We start from the raw sequence: 17,928 nt of genomic DNA, 5'->3' as shown, positions 1-17,928 counted from the left end.
AATACCCCTACCAACTACGCGCACTCAGCAAAGCGTCCTGGATTTAGTTCCTACCTTTGCTAAGGAAGGATTGGTCACTACATCCAGAACGTATTCCGTCGAATTCAAGGAAAAGGCGGTCGATCAAATCGTTGAGATAGTCCGTGTTGAATCTTGCTCGTTGCAACACTCTCATGAAGAAGTTGGGGTACTGCTTGGCGTAGCCCCTCACACGTTGCGCTCGTGGTTCCGCGAATTGATTGTGCTTCGCGGCCAGATGATCTCTTATAGAGAACTCTCGTCCATTAGAAACCCCTGACCCCAAGGCCTCCCACGAGTACCTTTGAAGTCTTGAGTCGGACCCTTGCGGGGCCAGTGACTGCCCCAGAGTTACCCGCCCATCTCGATTGCCGCTCAATCAGCTCCAGTCTGTTTTTATCGAATACACAGTCTAAACTCATACATTAACGTTATATGTTAAATCAATAAGAATAGCGCAGCATCAGTTGCGGGGCTGGACAGCATTTAGAAGATTTTATACCGGATGACTTTTCATCCCACGGTTTGTTCACCTCCGTCCGAGAAAGGGAATTATGCCGCAAACACAGAAGAAACTACTTTCCGGCTTTACTGCGGCGGTGATTGCATTGACAGCCACCACCGCGATCGGAACTGCTAACGCGGATACGCCCGCAGCCGATGAGTCTGTACAAAGCGCCATCGAAAAAACGAAGATTGAGCAAAATGCTAATCTTTCCTCGACTGAGGAAGTCACCTTCGAGCCATCTATTTCCAATTACTCTGCAGATGGACTCACCGCAGCTCCTGGAGCAAGTGGAGCATACGTAGGTATCAACGTAAACGGTAGTGGACTTCATGTAGATACTGTCTACGTGAATTACTTTTCTGGGGCTGAGCTTGAAAACTCCACAGTAGAAGACATGGAGCTTGCCTGGTACGAAGGCGGCCAGCGACGCACAGAAACTACCGGCCCTGATAGTGGATGGGTGCGTGCTACTCGTAAGTGGGATTTTAACCGCAGCATTGACGCTGGCCCTATGTGTGGACGCGTCAAGGTTGAAGGAAAGTGGAGTAACTACGCCTGCGTAGAAATCAAACCTTAGGAAACCGCAAAAAGGGCGAGGAGCTAATGACGTCCTCGCCCTTTTTGCAATCTTTTCTACATCCTGCCCTTTTGCTTATCGACATCAGTGCGCAAATCCGTTTTATCCACCGATCGGTACCCGTTGGCGAAACCCCGCAGAATTTTGACTACCCACCAAATCACGGTAACTACGATGAAAACAAGGATCGCATAGACGAGAAACTCCTGCATCGAGAAATTAATTGTCGGCCTCCTATCAGATACAGCAATTACAAAAACTCACCGCAATAGTAAGGCGGACGGTTATCTGACGCACGGTTGTGAAATTATTCGTATCCAATCCGTTATGTAGCAATCTGTACAAAACCGGGGACAGTTCACAAGCCAGCACAGAAAAGACTTAACGCGCCCCGGGAGGTACGACCCGGGGCGCGTTTGGTGTCGTCGATAAGCGCTATTTTGCCCTGTTAGACATGGTGTAGCGCACACCACCGACGAGGTCCGCGACGGCGTTGTACATGATCGCGGTCAGCGGCGCCATGATGGACATGAACACCACACCGGCCAGGCCGAACAGTGCCGCGGCCATCATGGCAAGTTTCATGTCCACGACCTGGTCGCCGCCCACGCCGCCGATGAGCGAGTTGATGGACTCGACCACCCCGGCGCGGTCCAGCGCGAGGTACACCAGCACTGCGGCGAGCATCCAGGCGATGAACCCGAACAAGGCAAGCAGCGTCGCAACCTTAAAGACGGATCCGGCGCTGACGTTCCGGATTGTCACTTTGCGAGCGGCCATGGGCTACTCCTTCGCATCGTCGAGGGTCTTCTGGCCGGTTGCCACGGCAGTGGCTTCCTCTTCGCCCTCGTCTTCGACGTTGCGGTCGATGGCGAGCAGCTCGACACCGTCGTTGAGGTCCACGAGGCGCACGCCCATGGTTGCGCGTGACGACGGGCGGATCTGGTTGACCTCAGTACGGATCACGCCACCCGCGGAGGTGATGGCGAAGATCTGGTCCTCCTCGGTCACGGCCAGGGCGCCGATGAGCTTGCCTCGCTTCGGGGTGTATTTGAAGGTCATCACACCCATGCCGCCGCGGCCCTGGGTGTTGTACTCCTCGATGGCGGTGCGCTTGCCGTAGCCGCCGGAGGTGGCCACGAGCAGGAACTGGCCGTCTTGGACGACGGTCATGGCGAGCAGTTGGTCGTCGCCACGGAAGCGCATGCCCTTCACGCCGGCGGTTGCGCGGCCCATCGGGCGCAGCTGCTCGTCGTCGGCGGAGAAGCGGATCGCCTGGCCCTGTTCGGAGACGAGCAGGATGTCGTCGTCCTCACCAACGAGGGACGCGCCGATGAGGGCGTCGCCTTCGTTGAGGTTCAGGGCGATCAGGCCGGAGGAACGTGCGGATTCGTAGTCGGTCAGGCGCGACTTCTTCACGCGACCGTCGCGGGTGGCCAGGACCAGGTAGGGGGCGTCCTCGTAGGACTGGATCTGGATGACCTGGGCGATCTTCTCTTCCGGCTGGAACTCCAGCAGGTTAGCCACGTGCTGGCCGCGGGCCGTGCGGCCTGCTTCCGGCAGCTCGTAGGCCTTGAGCCGGTAGACGCGGCCGAAGTTGGTGAAGAACAGGATCCAGTCGTGGGTGGAGCAGATGAAGAAGTTCTTCACCACGTCGTCCTGCTTGAGCTCAGCGCCGCGCACGCCCTTGCCGCCGCGCTTCTGGGACTTGTAGGCGTCCACCTTGGTGCGCTTGGCGTAGCCCGTGGAGGTGATCGTGACCACGACGTTCTCGCGGGCGATGAGGTCCTCTTCGGTCACGTCGCCGGTTGCGGCAACGATCTGGGTGCGGCGCTCGTCGCCATACTTGTCGACGATCTCACCCAGCTCCTCGCCAACAATCTGACGCTGACGCTCCGGCTTGGCCAAGATGTCCTTGTAGTCGGCGATTTGTTCCTCGATGGCTGCGAGGTCGTCGACAATCTTCTGGCGCTCCAGCGCTGCCAGGCGGCGCAGCTGCATGGCTAGGATTTCGTTGGCCTGGATCTCGTCGACATCGAGAAGCTTCATCAGGCCCTGGCGGGCGTCGTCGACAGTCGGCGAGTTGCGGATCAGGGCAATGACCTCATCCAACGCATCCAGCGCCTTGACCAAACCACGCAGGATGTGGGCGCGCTTCTCGGCCTCGTCCAGGCGGTACTGGGTGCGGCGGACGATGACTTCGATCTGGTGCTTGACGTAGTAACGCAGCATCTGATCCAGGCGCAGGGTGCGCGGCACACCGTCGACGATGGACAGCATGTTGGCGGAGAAGTTCGTCTCCAGCTGGGAGTGCTTGTACAGGTTGTTTAGCACCACGCGCGGCACAGCGTCGCGCTTGAGGGTGACCACGATGCGCATGCCCACACGGTCGGAGGACTCGTCCTCGATCTTGGAGATGCCCACCATCTTGCCGTTGGTGACCTGCTCGGCGATGTTGTGGATGAAGTTATCCGGGTTGACCTGGTACGGCAGCTCGGTGATCGTGATGACCTGGCGGTTGCCAATCTCCTCGATCTCCGTCACGCCGCGCATGCGGATGGAGCCGCGGCCGGTGGTGTAGGCGTCCTTAATACCCTGATCGCCCACGATGAGGCCGGCGGTTGGGAAGTCCGGGCCCTTCACGCGCTCCATGACGGCGTCGAGCGTGGTCTGCTCGTCCGCGTCGTGGTTGTCCAGGATCCACTGGATCGCGGCCGCCAGCTCGTTGAGGTTGTGCGGCGGGATGTTGGTGGCCATACCCACGGCGATGCCGTTGGAGCCGTTCATCAAGAGGTTCGGCACACGGGACGGCAGCACGGCTGGCTCTTGGGTTTTGCCGTCGTAGTTCGGGTTGAAGTCGACGGCGTTTTCGCGGATGTCGCGCACCATCTCCATGGCCAGCGGAGTCATCTTGCACTCCGTGTAACGCATAGCAGCTGGGCCGTCGTTGCCCGGCGAGCCGAAGTTACCCTGGCCATCCACCAGCGGGTAGCGCATCGCCCACGGCTGCGCCATACGCACGAGGGTGTCGTAGATAGCGATGTCACCGTGCGGGTGGAAGTTACCCATGGTGTCTGCCACCGGCTTTGCACTCTTCACGTAGGAGCGCTCGGGGCGGTAGCCGTTGTCATACATTGCGTAGATGATGCGGCGGTGGACCGGCTTCATGCCGTCGCGCACATCTGGGAGTGCACGACCGACGATCACGCTCATGGCGTAATCGATGTAGCTGGTCTGCATCTCCTCATTGATATCGATTGGTTGAATGCGGTCGATGCCGCTTGAGGTCTCGTCAGCCATGTTTATGGAGTTTACCGGGCTTCTGTGGCTTTTTCCGCCACGACCATGGAGCGCCGTGGTATCAAAGTGGTATGGCTATGACGCTCCGGTTGACCGCAGACGAAGACAAAGCGCTCGTTTTACTCGCATCCGCATGGGGGTGCTCCAAGCAGGAAGCCGCGCGTCGTGCGGTGGTCTCCTCCGCAACGCGTTTGCTTGACGACGCCACCGTCACCGACCTCGCACGCTCCCTCATCCCCGGCTACACCGCCATGGAATCACGCATCCGGCAGGCACGCTCGTGATGGGTTTCAGTGCAGAGCAGTTGCTGGCCATCGCCGACGAGTACTGCGACTTCCACGGCTGCCACATCACGTCCTTCGGGTTCCTGGCAGCATGTGCTGCCGTGCCAGGCTCCCGGTTCCACGGCGTGCCGGTCTTCGACTCGGTGGACGCCGCAGCCGAGGCCTTGTCCTCTTCTATTACTGCGCTCGCACCGCTGTCGTCTGGCAACGAGGGATTCGCCGTGGTCGCCGCAGAGGTGTATCGGCGCTGGGCGGGATAAACGGGATAAATCCGAAAACTCGCATTACAGGTGTCTAGGGGTATAGTCGAAAAGTTCTTATAACTTATTGGAGGCAGCCATGAAGTTCAGTCGCACCGCAATTGCGGTCGCCACCACCGCCGCGTTGTTGGGCGGCGGTGTTGCCCTGCCCCACTCCCCCGCAACCGCCGCCACCTCTCAAGCCTTCCTGTCCGGACTCACGTGGCCGGTCAAGCAGGTTACGCCCGGCGGTACCGTGGAGATCGCCCCGCAGGGCTCCATCCCCAGCAACGTGCGCTTCGAGGGTTCCGACGACTACCTGGGCTACCGGTTCAGCACCAACCCACGCACCGGCGTGGTCACCATGCACGTCGCCGAAGACGTGATCCCGAACCAGCGCACCCAGTTCATGATCACCGGCAGCGACGGCGTGCGCGCACGCAGTTTCCCCATCATGATCCACGTCGTCGACACCATCGGCGAGATGGCAAAGAAGTATCCCCTGTCGTACTACCCAGCGTTCACCGTCGAAGACAGCTCCGATTCGGTGCTCTCCGTAGCGCAACTGCAGGGTGACTTCCCCGAAGGCACCCGATTCGAAGTCACCGCTCCCGACCATTTCAAGGTCACCGCTGCCGCCAACGGCGATCTGTCTGTCACGCAGCTCGATCCGGTCAAGCCAGGCTCCAAGAGCGCAGCCAGCGTGAAGGTGGTGTACCCCGACGGCTCGTTCCGCAACGTGCGTGCAGATATCTACGCCTACTCCAAGAAGTCAAGCGAGTCGCTTGGCAGCGGTGCGTCTATCGAGGACTTCTTCAACAACATCTACGACAACGCCTTCACCCCGAAGTGGCACGACAAGACAATGAGCGGCAGCGAGCAAGCCTCCACCGCGTTGGCGGACGCCCTGCCCGAAGGCACCACCTTCAAGGCACGACCCGATCTCAACCCGAGCATCTTCCGCTTTATTGATGTCGATGTTGACGAGGCCAGCGGGGTTGTCGTCGTCAAGCCAAAGCGCCCACTGACAGCACCTTGGACCTTCCAAATCCCAGTCGAGGTCACCACCCCGGACAACCTCGTCGGCATCGGATGGGCAACCTTCACCGTCACCGAAGACGGCAAGTGGAACTCCGAAACCTTCACCGTGAAATACCCCGCCGCGAGCGCCACCACCACGGAAATCGCCACAGCCAAACCGGTCGGCGACTTCCCCAAAGGCACCACGTTTGAGATCAACCAAACGCCCCCGGCCGGCTGGCAGGTGAAGATCGACCGCCACACCGGCGAAATCAACCTGACCCCGCCGCAGCGCACCAGGGCCGGCACCACCGTGACCATGCCGGTAACCGCTCGCTTCCCCGACGGGTCGCGCACGTACCTTGAGACCAACTTCACCTTCACCAAACCCGAGGTGGAACAGGCATCCGTGACCACCGTGCGCTACCCCACCGCAAGACTCCTTCCCGGGGAAAGCGTGACCGTGAAGCCAAACAACTGGCCGGACGGTGCCGTAGTCAGCATCACCAACTTGGTCGTCCGCGACCTCACGTTTACGGCCGACACCTCCACGGGCGCCATCACCATCACCGCAGGTAAAAACGCGGACGTTGCGCAAATTGCGGCGAATGTGGTGGTGACCTACAAGGACGGCTCGCAAAACACGGCCCGCCTGCCAATCGCCATCCGCAGCAACACCACGACCGCAACGCAGCCTTCTGATGCGCCTGGTCCTGGTTCGCCCGCACCTGCGCCTGCGCCGAAGCCGGGGACGCCGTCCACCGCCAATCCGGCACCCGCTCCTGCGCCTGCACCGACTCCTGGCGGTACGGACAAGGAGGGGTCCAGCACCGGCGGCATCATCGCCATCGTGCTCGGCGTCCTGGCCCTGCTCGGCGCCGCAGGGTTCGCAGTGACACAGATGGGTTCATTGCCCTTCTAACAGCCCCGAGCACTTAACATGTCTGCCATGAAGAAAATCGCCACCGCCGCCACTGCGATTGCCGTGGCCGCTGCCGCCGCCACCACGGTCGCACCAGCTCACGCCGAACCCGCCGTCACACAGCTCTCCACCACGAGCTCCGGTGGTTCCTCCAAGCCGAACTACCGTCCGGACTACGACAAGGACCTCGACGTGCCAGAAAAGCGCCCACTTGAGGGCTCCTACACCGGCTCGGCCCCGATCTCGTTGACCATCGCGTTGGTGACCACGCTGGTTGCCATCCAGGCCATCGTCGATTTCGTGCCGCCAGTGCGCCAAGCTGTCGACGACGTAGCCAAGCAGTTCAACCTCACCCACGTCGTGGGCTCCTCCGAGAGCAACCGAATCTTCCCGGCACAGTTCATCACGTCCCAGGTCACGCAGGCGATTGACCAATTCCAGAAAAATCCCCCGTCGTTTAAGTAACGCCCCGCAACCGCGTATGTTACGGTTGTGAACTGTTGTGGTTGCAGTGACTTATGGGGCTGCGGAGGAAGAACTGCAACCAAAAAGACCGCGTCCAGTCCTGGACGCGGTCTTGTCGTTTACCTCCGGTTCTAGCCCCAGTAATAGAAGTTGTACTGACTCAGGTACTCAAGCACAGGGCCGATTGCGGCAGCACCGATTTGGGTAGCATTCACCTTCGGTCCGAAGGACAGGACACCTGCGGCGTAGCGGCCATTCGGCCCCTCAACCCACACTGGGCCGCCGGAATCGCCGTGGTCCGAAATGTTCCGGAACCGGAACACCAGTGGACTTGGAGTATCGATGTAGTAGCCACACGACAAGCCGCTGCGCCAACCTAGACGGCAAAGCTTCGGCTCAGTCCTATCGATTGCCGGCAAACCAGCAACACCCTGCACACGGCCAACACCTGGAACGGTCGGGTCAATCTGCACATTGGGGTTATCAAGGAAAATGACTGCGAAATCAGCATCGACCCCAATCCGATTCGGCATGCCGGTCGAAGAGATAAACCGACCCGCATACATGAGCTGGTTATTGGGAAGCATCACAAACGCACGGTCACCTGTCACACCGCAGTGACCGGCGGTCAGGTTGAACACACGGTTAGTGTTCTGCTGGCGCAGCATCCACCCAAAACTGCATTCGCCTTTAGGACGACCCGCCTGGTCAAACACCGTATATTTGGCGCCCGGCGCCACCTTGCCCAGGTTGACAAGCCGTTCGAAGCCCTGGGACTGGCGATACACCTCAGTGTTACGCATACCAGCGGTTACACGTGGTGCAGGCTTCTGAGGCTGCGGCGCAGGGTTGGGCCTCTCCCTGTCCGGTTGCGTAATGTTCTGCTGCCCTGGGGCTTCTGAACTTAACTCCCCCGATGACAATCCGCCGATGAGTCCGAGAACCGTCAGAATCGCGATGACAATACCTGCGATCTCAGGAAGCCGAGAAGCGATGTCTTTAAAATCAGGCATAACGTTTCCTGTCAATTAGTGCCGAAGATACTGAAGACTATATCCCTGCTCCCTGACAGCTGCTCGTTTTCCCGCAAACAAAAATCATGTCGTACGCCAAGTACACTGCCCACTATGAGTGATCTATCCAAGCTTCTCGACGCCTCCACCCGTTCCAAGCTCGTCGAGGACCTGACCCAACTGACGGAAACCACCGTGGCCAACCAGTCCGGCCTGACCGGCATGGCCCTCAAGTCCGCCATCGCCGCAGGTAAGAAGGCTGATGCAGACGCTGTGAGCAAGGGACTGAACAAGTTCCTGCCGGACCTCGTCGAGTCGCTGAACCCGCACTGGAACGCCTTCAAGGCAAGCGGCCAGCAGGACTTCGGTGGATTCCTCGCCGCGAACGAGGACTCCGTGATCGATTCCGTCCTCAAGGCTGGCGATACCGCCATCGAATCCATGCCCAGCGCGCTGAAGAAGGTCTACTCCACGCTGCGCGGCAAGGCGAAGAAGATTGTGAGTCCGGCGTTGCCGGACCTGGGGCGTGTCGTCGAAAAGTACGCGTAGCACAAAGCAGTCGCAGCACCCCACAACCGCCAACGCCCCGGCACTTCCCTTGGTGGAGGTGCCGGGGCGTTGTCGTGCGCGCCTACAGCCTAGACGTCGAGGAAGCGGACGTCCTTTGCACGGCGGGTGATGAAGGAACGGCGTGCGGCGACGTCGTCACCCATCAGGATGGAGAACAACTCGTCGGCGCGCTGCGCGTCCTCGAGCTCCACGCGGCGCAGGATGCGGGTCTCCGGGTCCAGGGTGGTCTCCCACAGCTCCTTGGCGTTCATCTCGCCCAGACCCTTGTAACGCTGGATGCCGTCGTCGGTGTTGATCTTGCGGCCGGCCTCCAGGCCCTCCGCCAGCAGCTCGTCGCGCTCGCGGTCGGAGAAGGCGTAGCCCGGCTCGCCCTTGCCCCACTTGAGCTTGTACAACGGCGGGTTAGCCAGGTACACGTGGCCGTTCTCCACCAGTTCCGGCATGAAGCGGAATAGCAAGGTCAGCAGCAGGGTGGCGATGTGCTGGCCGTCCACGTCAGCATCGGCCATGAGCACGATCTTGTGGTAGCGCAGTTTCGCAATGTCGAACTCTTCGTGGATACCCGTGCCCAGGGCGGTGATGATCGCCTGGACCTCGGCGTTCTTGAGCACGCGGTCCATGCGGGCCTTCTCCACGTTCAGGATCTTGCCTCGCAGCGGCAAGATCGCCTGGTACTTGGAGTCGCGGCCGCCCTTTGCGGAACCGCCTGCGGAGTCACCCTCCACGATGAACAGTTCGGACTTTGCAGGGTCCTTGGAACGGCAGTCCGCCAGCTTGCCCGGCAGGCCACCCAGGTCCGTCGCAGACTTACGACGAACCAGGTCACGCGCCTTACGCGCCGCCTGACGAGCCTGCGAGGACGCCACCGCCTTGTTCACGATGACCTTCGCCTCAGCCGGGTTCGCGTCGAACCAATCGGACAGGTTCTCGTTGATGGCGCGCTGGACAAAGCCCTTGACCTCAGTGTTGCCCAGCTTCGTCTTCGTCTGGCCCTCGAACTGCGGGTCAGCCACGCGTACGGAGACGACAGCGGCGAGGCCCTCACGGCAGTCGTCGCCAGTAAGATTCGGCTCCTTGTCCTTGAGCAGCTTGTGCTCGCGGGCGTAGCGGTTCATCAACGTGGTCAGCGCGGCACGGAAACCTTCCTCGTGCGTACCGCCCTCATGCGTGTTGATGGTGTTGGCAAAGGTGTGGACAGACTCCTTAAACGAGCTGTTCCACTGCATCGCCACCTCAGCCTCGAGGCCGTCACCCTTCTGGTCGAAACCGACGATGGTCGGGTGGATGGCGGTCTTCGACTTGTTCAGGTAGTTGACGTAGTCAATCAGGCCGTCTGGGTAGTGGTAGACAACCTTCTTCTCGCGCTTCTTCTTGACGTCCGGCGCAACCTCATCGCCAGCCTCAACCGGGTTTCCGTCGCCGTCCTTATCAACCTCGGACGCATCGACGGTCTCGGTGGAATCGTCGAACGAGTCGCCGCCGATCAGCGCAGCGGTGTCGCCCTCTTCGGCGATCGCCTCGAGCTCGAGCTCCTCATCGGTGACGCGCTGGTCCGTCAGCGTAATCGTCAGACCCTTGTTCAGGAACGCCATCTCCTGCAGACGGCGCGCAATGGTGTCGTAATTGAACTCGACCGTCTCAAAAATCTCCGGGTCCGGCCAAAAACGAATCGCCGTACCAGTACCGCGGGCATTACCGCCCTCTTCCAACTCATCCGGCACGGCCATGTTGAAGCGCTGGTACCAGTGCCTACCGTCACGCTTAATATCCGCCTCAACGCGAGTGGACAGCGCGTTCACCACGGAAATACCCACACCGTGCAGGCCACCGGAAACCGCGTAGGACTCCGAGTCGAACTTGCCGCCGGCGTGCAGCTGGGTCATAACCACCTGGACAGTCGGGGCGCCGGACGGGTGCATCTCCACCGGAATACCACGACCATTATCGACGACCTCAACGCCGCCATCTGCCAACAACGTCACATCGACCTGGTCGGCGTAGCCCGCCATCGCCTCGTCGACAGAGTTGTCCACGACCTCCCACACCAAGTGGTGCAGACCGCGCACACCGGTGGAACCGATGTACATGCCTGGGCGCTTACGCACCGCCTCAAGGCCCTCGAGAATAGTAATCGACGACGCGTCGTAATGGGGTTGCTGTTCAGCCACTGCGGGACGCTCCTCCATGCGTGAAATATGGGCCCTAAGCCCGTTGAACTCGTTTCATCTTACACGCCGAGGGGGACATAACGGGCACTCGTCCAACCCGCGAGCGGGCGTTTCACGCCCCAATTTCACGTTTTCGGGTTTTAAAGGACAATCAATCCGTCAAGGAAATCTTGTTGCTGGGCGATCACAGAACGAAAGCGGTTGTTTTGTCGGATAACCTCCGCAACGTCCTCGTCGATATAGCTCGCGATACTAACGAGGTTATCCGCATCACTATTAAAGTTGTGCCGTCCGAGAAGATGTTCATGATGAGCGATCCGGTTCCGTAACTTGGCAAACTGGTTTAATTCGTTCCTCAGCTGGGAACGCTTGCCTTGATAGTTCGGAAAAGCCTCAACCAAACACGGCTCCCATAGCGTCTGTTCGTAGTTGAGATAGCCGCGCCCTGGACCCGAGTCTCCGTTATTCAACAAGCTAAGCCACATTCCTAGAGAAACTTTTCCTACAAAATAGTCCCCCGAAATAGCAGAACTGGGACGCTTCCGTTTAATCTCACTCAGTTTCTGTTCAAATGCACGGTAGTCTTTTCGCGTCAGAAGGACGTACTTGCTCTTGAGCTGATTCCCTTCTTCGGAAGACGATATGGAGTCTTCTCCATTCATCACTAACGTATGCCAACCGTCTTCGTGGTCTATATCGAAGTAGTCGCACAGTTCGTCGTTCATAGCGTTGCGGACGAGAACCTCCACCAGCGCCACTGCGGGCCAAAAAGACCCCGCGATTTGTGAGTCCCAGAAATACAGTCGACTTGCAGCCCGGTTAATTCTTTCAGAAAGTTCGAGGTGTTGTTCCGCCCTTGGTAAGCGATCAACTGGCGCTTCCTGTCCATTCTTTCCTGGCGTTAAAACATAATCCCGAAACGTTGACATTCTCGGCGAAGAAGCGATGAGATTCATATTCAGATCGCTGAAATTCATTTCCACCCCCAGAAATTTCAAATGCCCCGAGCGTCCTGAAAACTCAGAACCTTCGCCGTTACTGGCTCAATCTGCGGGGCTTACATGGAAAACAATAAGCGACACTTTTCCCCAACGCAAGCTCTAACTGCGTGAGGGTATTGACATTCAAATCAGTAACCCCGGTGATGTGCTGATGCAGGGATCGCTCCGGGGCTTTCGGGGGAAACAATACCACCGTAATCCCTACCCATACGTATCCCGCGGGCCGCGGCCTTTGACGTGCAGCGGCCCGTAGCGCCAACTTTTCGTCTTCGGTCCGTAGATGTGCAGTTTGGTCACCACGTCCGGCCCGACTTTCTCGGCGATGGCGCGCAGCACTTCGCGCTGCATGTACTTCATCTGGGTCGCCCACGCGGTGGAATCACAACTCACGTGCACTTCGTCGCCCTTGATCATCTCCACGTGCGTGTGCTGTGCGATCTTCTCCCCGACCAGGTCCTCCCAGTGCCCCATCACCCAGCCATGCGCCATCTTTTCGGTCCAGTCGCGTTTGCGCACTTCTTTGCCCAGCAGGTTGGCAAAGGAGGAGACTTTGTAACTCCTCGGCAGCGCGCGTCCGTCCAGGCCGGTGGGAATCCCCCGAACATCTGCTTGTCGACGACCCCCTTCCGGCAAGTCCAACCCCGGCACCGTGATGGTGCGGTGGTCGTCGATAAGCGTTGGCTTGTTGCGCCTTGGAATCACACTTGTGCCCTGCCGGGAGAGGTCCGGCAGGCGGCCGCCGCGTTTGCGGGCGGTGGCGCGCAGGTTGTCGAAGGTGGTTTTAATGAGATCGCTCAATCGAACTCACCCCATCCTCCATGGTCACGGCGTAGCGGGCGGTGACGGCGTCGTCGAGGTTGCCGGGCAGATCGTCGCCAACCGCAGCGGTAATCAGGACCTGCTCGGCCTCTTCGGCCACGTGAACGAGGCGCTCGCGGCGTTTGGCGTCGAGTTCGGCGAAGACGTCGTCGAGAATCAGCACCGGATCCTTGCCGTCGCTGGACAACAATTGGTATTCGGCCAGGTGCAGTGACAACGCATACGACCAGGTCTCCCCGTGCGAGGCGTAACCTTTCGCAGGGTTGTCGCCGAGCATGAGCGCCAGGTCGTCGCGGTGCGGGCCGACCAGCGTGATGCCCCGGTCGATCTCCTCCTTGCGGCGCCGCCCCAACTCCGTGAGCATCGCCGCCTCAAACACGGCAGGGTCCCGCGAGGGCCCGCCGGCGAGCTCCGTGACAGCTTTGTCCAGCGTAGAGCGGTATTCCACCGACGCCGGGCGCGACTCCGGCGCCACCGAGTGGTACGCCTCCGCGATCAGGGGCCCAAGCGTATCGACGAGCCCATGCCGCCCCGCCACCACCTGCGCCCCAAAATGTGCAAGCTGGCCGTCCCACACGTCGAGGGTGCTCAAGGCGCTGGCGCCGTCGTCGTCACCATAGCCCCTGCGAAGCGCCATGTTTGAGTGCTTGAGCAGTGCGTTTCGTTGGCGCAGCACCCGCTCATAATCCGCGCGGGCCCCGCCAAGACGCGGCGTGCGCAGCGCCGCCAGGTCGTCCAGGAAGCGACGCCGCTCCGCCGGCTCACCATTGATCAGCCGCAGGTCCTCCGGCGAAAACATCACCGTGCTCAACACGCCCAGGATCTCCCGGGCGGACTTCAGTTTCGTGCGGTTGATCTGCGCCTGGTTCGCCCCATGCGGCTTGATCAGCAGATGGGTTGTGAGTTCGCGGCCGTCGTTGACCGTGGTGACCGAGACGCGCGCGTTCGGTCTGTTGCTGGCTACGAGCGGTGCGTCCGTAGATACGCGATGGCTCGACAACGTGGATGTGTAGTGCACGGCCTCCACAATGTTGGTCTTGCCATGGCCGTTGCGGCCGGCGATCACCGTCACCCCCGGCTCGAGCTTGAGATTCAACTCGGGCCACGAGCGGAAATCACGCAGATCAAGCTCGCGGACGTGCATACAGGCCGCCCACGACTAACCCGGCAGGCGAACCGGCATCAGCAGGTACGTGAAGTACGTATCCGGGGTGGGGAACGTGCCGTTCTCGTCCGCCTCCGGCAGCTCCTCCGGCTCCGGGATCATGATCGCCGGACGCGACGGCTCCGTGAAGCCGAACACCACGCGGTTCGTGCCAATCACCGACAGGCCCTCGCGCAGGTAGCCGGCGTTGAAGGCGATGAGCAGTTCGTCGGCACCGGTGAAAGCAGCGTCGATGGTCTCCTCAGCCGCACCCGAATCCGCGCCGGAGGAAAACAGCGTGACCTGGCCTTCCTTGAAGTGCAGACGCAGCTGCGCGTTGCGGTCCGCGACCAGGCTGACACGACGGATCGACTCCATCAGCGGCGCAACCTCAACCGACGCGATCGACGTGTGCTCCTTCGGCAACAGCGGCTCCACATTCGGGAACTCCGCATCCAACATGCGAGTTGTGGTTTCGCGGTTGCCGGTGTGCAGGCCAAACAGGCCCTCGCCGCCAATGTTGTCCTCGGAACCGACAGCGATCTCCACCGGCTCGTCGATACTCGTGTCCAGCGTACGAGCGTTATCCAGCAGCGTCTTCGCCGGAACCAGCAGATCCGCCTTGACGTTCGCGCTCGCCGGCTCCCACGTCAGATGACGCTGCGCCAGGCGGAAACGGTCCGTTGCAGTGAGCGTGACATTTTCGCCGTCGATCTCCACATGGATACCCGTGAGCATCGGCAGCGTGTCATCACGACCTGCCGCCGCCGCGACCTGAGTGACAGCACCCGTGAGCGACGCCGGCGAAATGCTACCCGTGACCTGCGGCAAGTGAGGCAACTGCGGGTAATCATCCAAGGACATAATCGGCAGCTCAAAGCGTGCCGCAGCACCCTGCAGCACCAGCTTCTGACCATCCGTGGTCACCTCAACCGGCTTATTCGGCATGTTCGCCACGATGTCCGCCAGGAGCTTGCCCGCTACAGCGACACGACCCGGGTTAGACACCTCCGCGCCGATACGCACACGCGTGGACACCTCGTAGTCAAAGCCCGCGAATTCCAAACCATTGTCATCCGCAGTGATGACCACCGCGCGAAGCACCGGCTGCGTGTTCTTCGTCGGCAAACTGCGCGCAACCCACGCCGCGGCGTCAGAAAGGTCGTCCCGTTCGACGCGGAACGACACGTTGTTGTCACCGTTGATGTCAACCATGGCGGCGCAGACTCCTTGCACGTGGGTAGGGGCCGGATGTAATTACGCAACCACTCTAGGCGGGCACCCCGACACACGCCATTTGCGGGTGCCAGTTTTGTCATTCGCTCATTTGCTTCTCGACGCCTATCGACGAAGCCCCGGCGAGTTCTGCACACCCTCTCTTTCTCTTAGAAGAATTACAAGTAAATAGATGGGAACAACAGTAAGTCCTGGGGAATCTGTGGATTACACGTTATCTGCGCCGGTCATCTCGGCGATCCGTCTTGTGATTCAGGGTGTGGATAACTTGTGGATAACTGCCCTTGCTTGTGGATAGATTTCTGTGCTTTTTGGAATTACACATTTTGTCCCGAGCTATCCACGGTTTGTCCACATTTCGCTCCCCAGCCGGTCAGAAGCCTTTTGTGACTAAGATCGCCTAATTACAACGGTGTAATTACACAGGTGTGGATAGGTCTGTGGATAGATCTAGGTTGGGTGGGGTTTGGCGTGGTTTTGGGGGTTGAATCCAAAAAAGTTCCCGGGTTCTGGCTGTGTCGTGGAACTTTCTCTTGGTGCTATCAGTTCAGCCCTGGGGAAAGTGAATTTTCTTGGGGTTCTGGACGCAAATAGTTCCCAGGCGGGGAACTTTTTTGGGGAATAGGGCGGGAGCGCGGAAAACCGCCCCGAAACCACAAAAAAGGGAGCCCACCGAAGTGGACTCCCCTATTAACTCGACCGCCTACCGCGCGCGGGCCCGGTTCTTCACCAGTTGCGTGAGCTCCTGGATCTCGTCGTAGGTGCCACGGTTTTCTGTCATTTCCTTGCGGATCTTGCGGTCGGCGTACATGACGGTGGTGTGGTCTTTGCCGCCGAACTCGTCGCCGATCTTGGGAAGTGACAGGTCGGTGAGTTCGCGGCAGAGGTACATGGCGATCTGGCGGGCGTGCGCCACCTGACGGGTTTTACCTGCGCCGACGAGCTGCTCCATGGTGACTTCGAAGTATTCCGCGGCGGCTTCTTTGATGGTGGCGGCGTTGATGTTCACGTCGCCTTCGTCGGGAAGAATGTCGCGCAGTGCTACCTGCGCAACTTCCATGGTGATTGGCTCGTTGATCAGCGAAGAGTAGGCGGAGACGCGGATTAACGCGCCTTCGAGTTCGCGGATCGACGACTCAAACTGCGACGCGATGAGTTCGAGCACGGCGTGGTCGACTTGGGTGCCGTCGGCGGCAGCCTTCTTCATCAGAATGGCGATGCGGGTTTCTAGGTCTGGTGGCTGAACGTCGGTGATCAGGCCGCCTTCGAAGCGCGTACGCAGACGGTCTTCCAGCGTGGTCAGTTGCTTCGGCGGGCGGTCGGACGACAGGATGATCTGCTTGTTTGCCTGGTGCAGCGCGTTGAAGGTGTGGAAGAACTCTTCCTGGGTGCCTTCTTTGCCTTCGAGGAATTGGATGTCGTCGACCATCAAAATGTCCAGGTTGCGGTAGCGCCGCTTGAAGGATTCTTGGCGGTCGTCGCGCACGGAGTTGATGTAGTCGTTGGTGAATTCCTCGGACGACACATATTTAATACGCAGCCCTGGCTGTAGGACGCGCGCGTAGTTGCCGGCGGCGTGCAGCAGGTGGGTTTTGCCGAGGCCGGAGCCGCCCCAGATGAAGAGGGGGTTGTAGGCCTTGGCGGGGTTTTCGGCGACGGCGACGGCGGCGCCGTTGGCGAAGCGGTTTGAGGAGCCGATGACGAAGTTTTCAAAGGTGTATTTCGGGTTGAGGCTGGCTTCGCGGTCGGGGTCGTGAGCTGGTTTTTCGCGCGGGATGCGGCGGTCCACGGTGGGATGAGCAGCTGCTTCTCGACGACGCCCCTCAACCTGAGCGGCATGCATCCGCGCCAGCTCGTCGAGGCCCATTGGGATTTGTTCGCCGGCGGCGGGTTGTTCTGCTTCGTACTCCCCCGCCACGGTTTGGGATTGGCCCCAGGAGTGCTGCTGGACCGGCGGCGTGGGCGGCTGCACCGGTTCGGGTTCGGGCTGTGGTTCAGGCTCGGGCTCGGGTGCGGCGACGGAAACGGCCAGGTTGTAGGGCAGTCCGGTGTGGGAGGTCAGCAGCGCTGTGATGTGCGGGGAAAGGGAGTCTTCGACCACGTTTTTGGCGGCTTGGTGTGGTGCGGAGAGGAGGGCGTAGCCGTCGACAAGTACGACTGGCTTCATGAGCCGCAGGTAGGCGCGCTGCTGCGGGGTGAGTGTGGGGACCGTGGACGAGGGTTGCTCGGAGAGTCTGAGGAGTTCGTCGACGATGCCACGCCAAAGATCCTCGAGGTGTTGATCCGCCAAGGTCCGCTCCAGTCTGTCAATTTCCTGTAATTCCAAATTCACCGCTTGATCCACAAGCGCTGAGGATGATCGGCTTGGCTCTCACCTGCCGATCCACAATGTTATCCACAGGTGTGGACAGCTTCGCATTCGGGAGTTGTCCACAGGTGCATTTTCCTCTGTGGATAACTGTGTGAATTACAGAAACCTGACCTGCCCTGCGGAAACGACCGCCGAACCGGGAAAGTCTCAACCATTACTTCACAGTTATCCACAGGGCTGTGCATGAACAGCCTGTGTGATTGTGGTGTTGAAACATTGTTACCCCGCCCGACCTCGCAGTGTCTAACGTTTTGTCATTCACCAAACTGTGGA

General features: G+C 59.9%; 15 protein-coding genes and 1 pseudogene. 7 read left to right on the top strand and 9 right to left on the bottom strand.

Features of this window, described 5'->3' with window-relative positions:
- Both HMPREF2617_RS12420 and HMPREF2617_RS11800 read left to right on the top strand, forming a co-directional pair.
- Positions 1-298, top strand: a pseudogene (locus tag HMPREF2617_RS12420) (hypothetical protein); the annotation flags it as partial.
- 274 nt (positions 299-572) lie between these two features.
- On the top strand, positions 573-1,103 hold the full coding sequence (locus HMPREF2617_RS11800) for a hypothetical protein (protein WP_141762972.1): 531 nt from the start codon (positions 573-575) through the stop codon (positions 1,101-1,103).
- A gap of 435 nt (positions 1,104-1,538) precedes the next feature.
- On the opposite strand, the gene HMPREF2617_RS01305 is transcribed toward HMPREF2617_RS11800, so the two are convergent.
- Positions 1,539-1,883, bottom strand: coding sequence for a DUF3566 domain-containing protein (locus tag HMPREF2617_RS01305; RefSeq protein WP_070421925.1), 345 nt, complete (start codon positions 1,881-1,883; stop codon positions 1,539-1,541).
- Between the two features lie 3 nt (positions 1,884-1,886).
- Complete coding sequence (gene gyrA / locus HMPREF2617_RS01300) at positions 1,887-4,403, bottom strand: DNA gyrase subunit A (RefSeq protein ID WP_070839196.1); 2,517 nt, start codon at positions 4,401-4,403, stop codon at positions 1,887-1,889.
- Between the two features lie 71 nt (positions 4,404-4,474).
- Here gyrA and HMPREF2617_RS01295 point away from each other — a divergent pair, with 71 nt between their 5' ends.
- The 4 genes from HMPREF2617_RS01295 (at position 4,475) to HMPREF2617_RS01280 (ending at position 7,333) form a co-directional block, all read left to right on the top strand.
- Positions 4,475-4,687, top strand: coding sequence for a CopG family transcriptional regulator (locus tag HMPREF2617_RS01295; protein ID WP_070421923.1), 213 nt, complete (start codon positions 4,475-4,477; stop codon positions 4,685-4,687).
- On the top strand, positions 4,687-4,947 hold the full coding sequence (locus tag HMPREF2617_RS01290; protein WP_371440469.1) for a TetR family transcriptional regulator: 261 nt from the start codon (positions 4,687-4,689) through the stop codon (positions 4,945-4,947). The genes HMPREF2617_RS01295 and HMPREF2617_RS01290 overlap by 1 nt, the downstream gene beginning before the upstream one ends.
- A 79-nt stretch (positions 4,948-5,026) precedes the next feature.
- On the top strand, positions 5,027-6,868 hold the full coding sequence (locus HMPREF2617_RS01285) for a Rib/alpha-like domain-containing protein (RefSeq protein WP_070839193.1): 1,842 nt from the start codon (positions 5,027-5,029) through the stop codon (positions 6,866-6,868).
- Positions 6,869-6,895: 27 nt separating this feature from the next.
- Entirely contained in the window at positions 6,896-7,333 is a 438-nt protein-coding gene (locus HMPREF2617_RS01280) for a hypothetical protein (RefSeq protein WP_070770931.1), read from the top strand.
- Between the two features lie 131 nt (positions 7,334-7,464).
- Here the strand turns inward: HMPREF2617_RS01280 and HMPREF2617_RS01275 are convergent, their stop codons facing one another.
- Positions 7,465-8,346 carry a chymotrypsin family serine protease gene (locus tag HMPREF2617_RS01275; protein ID WP_141739321.1) on the bottom strand — a complete coding sequence of 294 codons (882 nt, stop codon included), beginning with the start codon at positions 8,344-8,346 and terminating at the stop codon, positions 7,465-7,467.
- 114 nt (positions 8,347-8,460) lie between these two features.
- On the opposite strand from HMPREF2617_RS01275, the gene HMPREF2617_RS01270 reads away from it, so the two are divergent.
- A complete protein-coding gene (locus HMPREF2617_RS01270; RefSeq protein WP_070421918.1) occupies positions 8,461-8,895 on the top strand; it encodes a DUF6918 family protein in 435 nt (144 codons plus the stop codon).
- A gap of 89 nt (positions 8,896-8,984) precedes the next feature.
- Here the strand turns inward: HMPREF2617_RS01270 and gyrB are convergent, their stop codons facing one another.
- The 6 genes from gyrB to dnaA form a co-directional block, all read right to left on the bottom strand.
- Positions 8,985-11,102, bottom strand: a complete 2,118-nt coding sequence (gene gyrB / locus HMPREF2617_RS01265) for a DNA topoisomerase (ATP-hydrolyzing) subunit B (RefSeq protein ID WP_180952351.1) — start codon at positions 11,100-11,102, stop codon at positions 8,985-8,987.
- Positions 11,103-11,224: 122 nt separating this feature from the next.
- Complete coding sequence (locus HMPREF2617_RS01260; RefSeq protein WP_168168321.1) at positions 11,225-12,067, bottom strand: Abi family protein; 843 nt, start codon at positions 12,065-12,067, stop codon at positions 11,225-11,227.
- Positions 12,068-12,286: 219 nt separating this feature from the next.
- A complete protein-coding gene (locus HMPREF2617_RS01255; RefSeq protein WP_070613778.1) occupies positions 12,287-12,883 on the bottom strand; it encodes a DciA family protein in 597 nt (198 codons plus the stop codon).
- A complete protein-coding gene (gene recF, locus HMPREF2617_RS01250; RefSeq protein ID WP_070839185.1) occupies positions 12,867-14,048 on the bottom strand; it encodes a DNA replication/repair protein RecF in 1,182 nt (393 codons plus the stop codon). Before recF ends, HMPREF2617_RS01255 begins: the two co-directional genes overlap by 17 nt.
- A gap of 15 nt (positions 14,049-14,063) precedes the next feature.
- On the bottom strand, positions 14,064-15,263 hold the full coding sequence (gene dnaN, locus HMPREF2617_RS01245; protein WP_070839181.1) for a DNA polymerase III subunit beta: 1,200 nt from the start codon (positions 15,261-15,263) through the stop codon (positions 14,064-14,066).
- 724 nt (positions 15,264-15,987) lie between these two features.
- A complete protein-coding gene (gene dnaA, locus HMPREF2617_RS01240; protein WP_070421913.1) occupies positions 15,988-17,574 on the bottom strand; it encodes a chromosomal replication initiator protein DnaA in 1,587 nt (528 codons plus the stop codon).
- Positions 17,575-17,928 lie beyond the last annotated feature (354 nt).

The organism is Corynebacterium sp. HMSC070H05 (assembly GCF_001837615.1).
GTDB lineage: Bacteria > Actinomycetota > Actinomycetes > Mycobacteriales > Mycobacteriaceae > Corynebacterium > Corynebacterium coyleae.
This window is presented reverse-complemented; position numbering and strand designations above follow the sequence as displayed.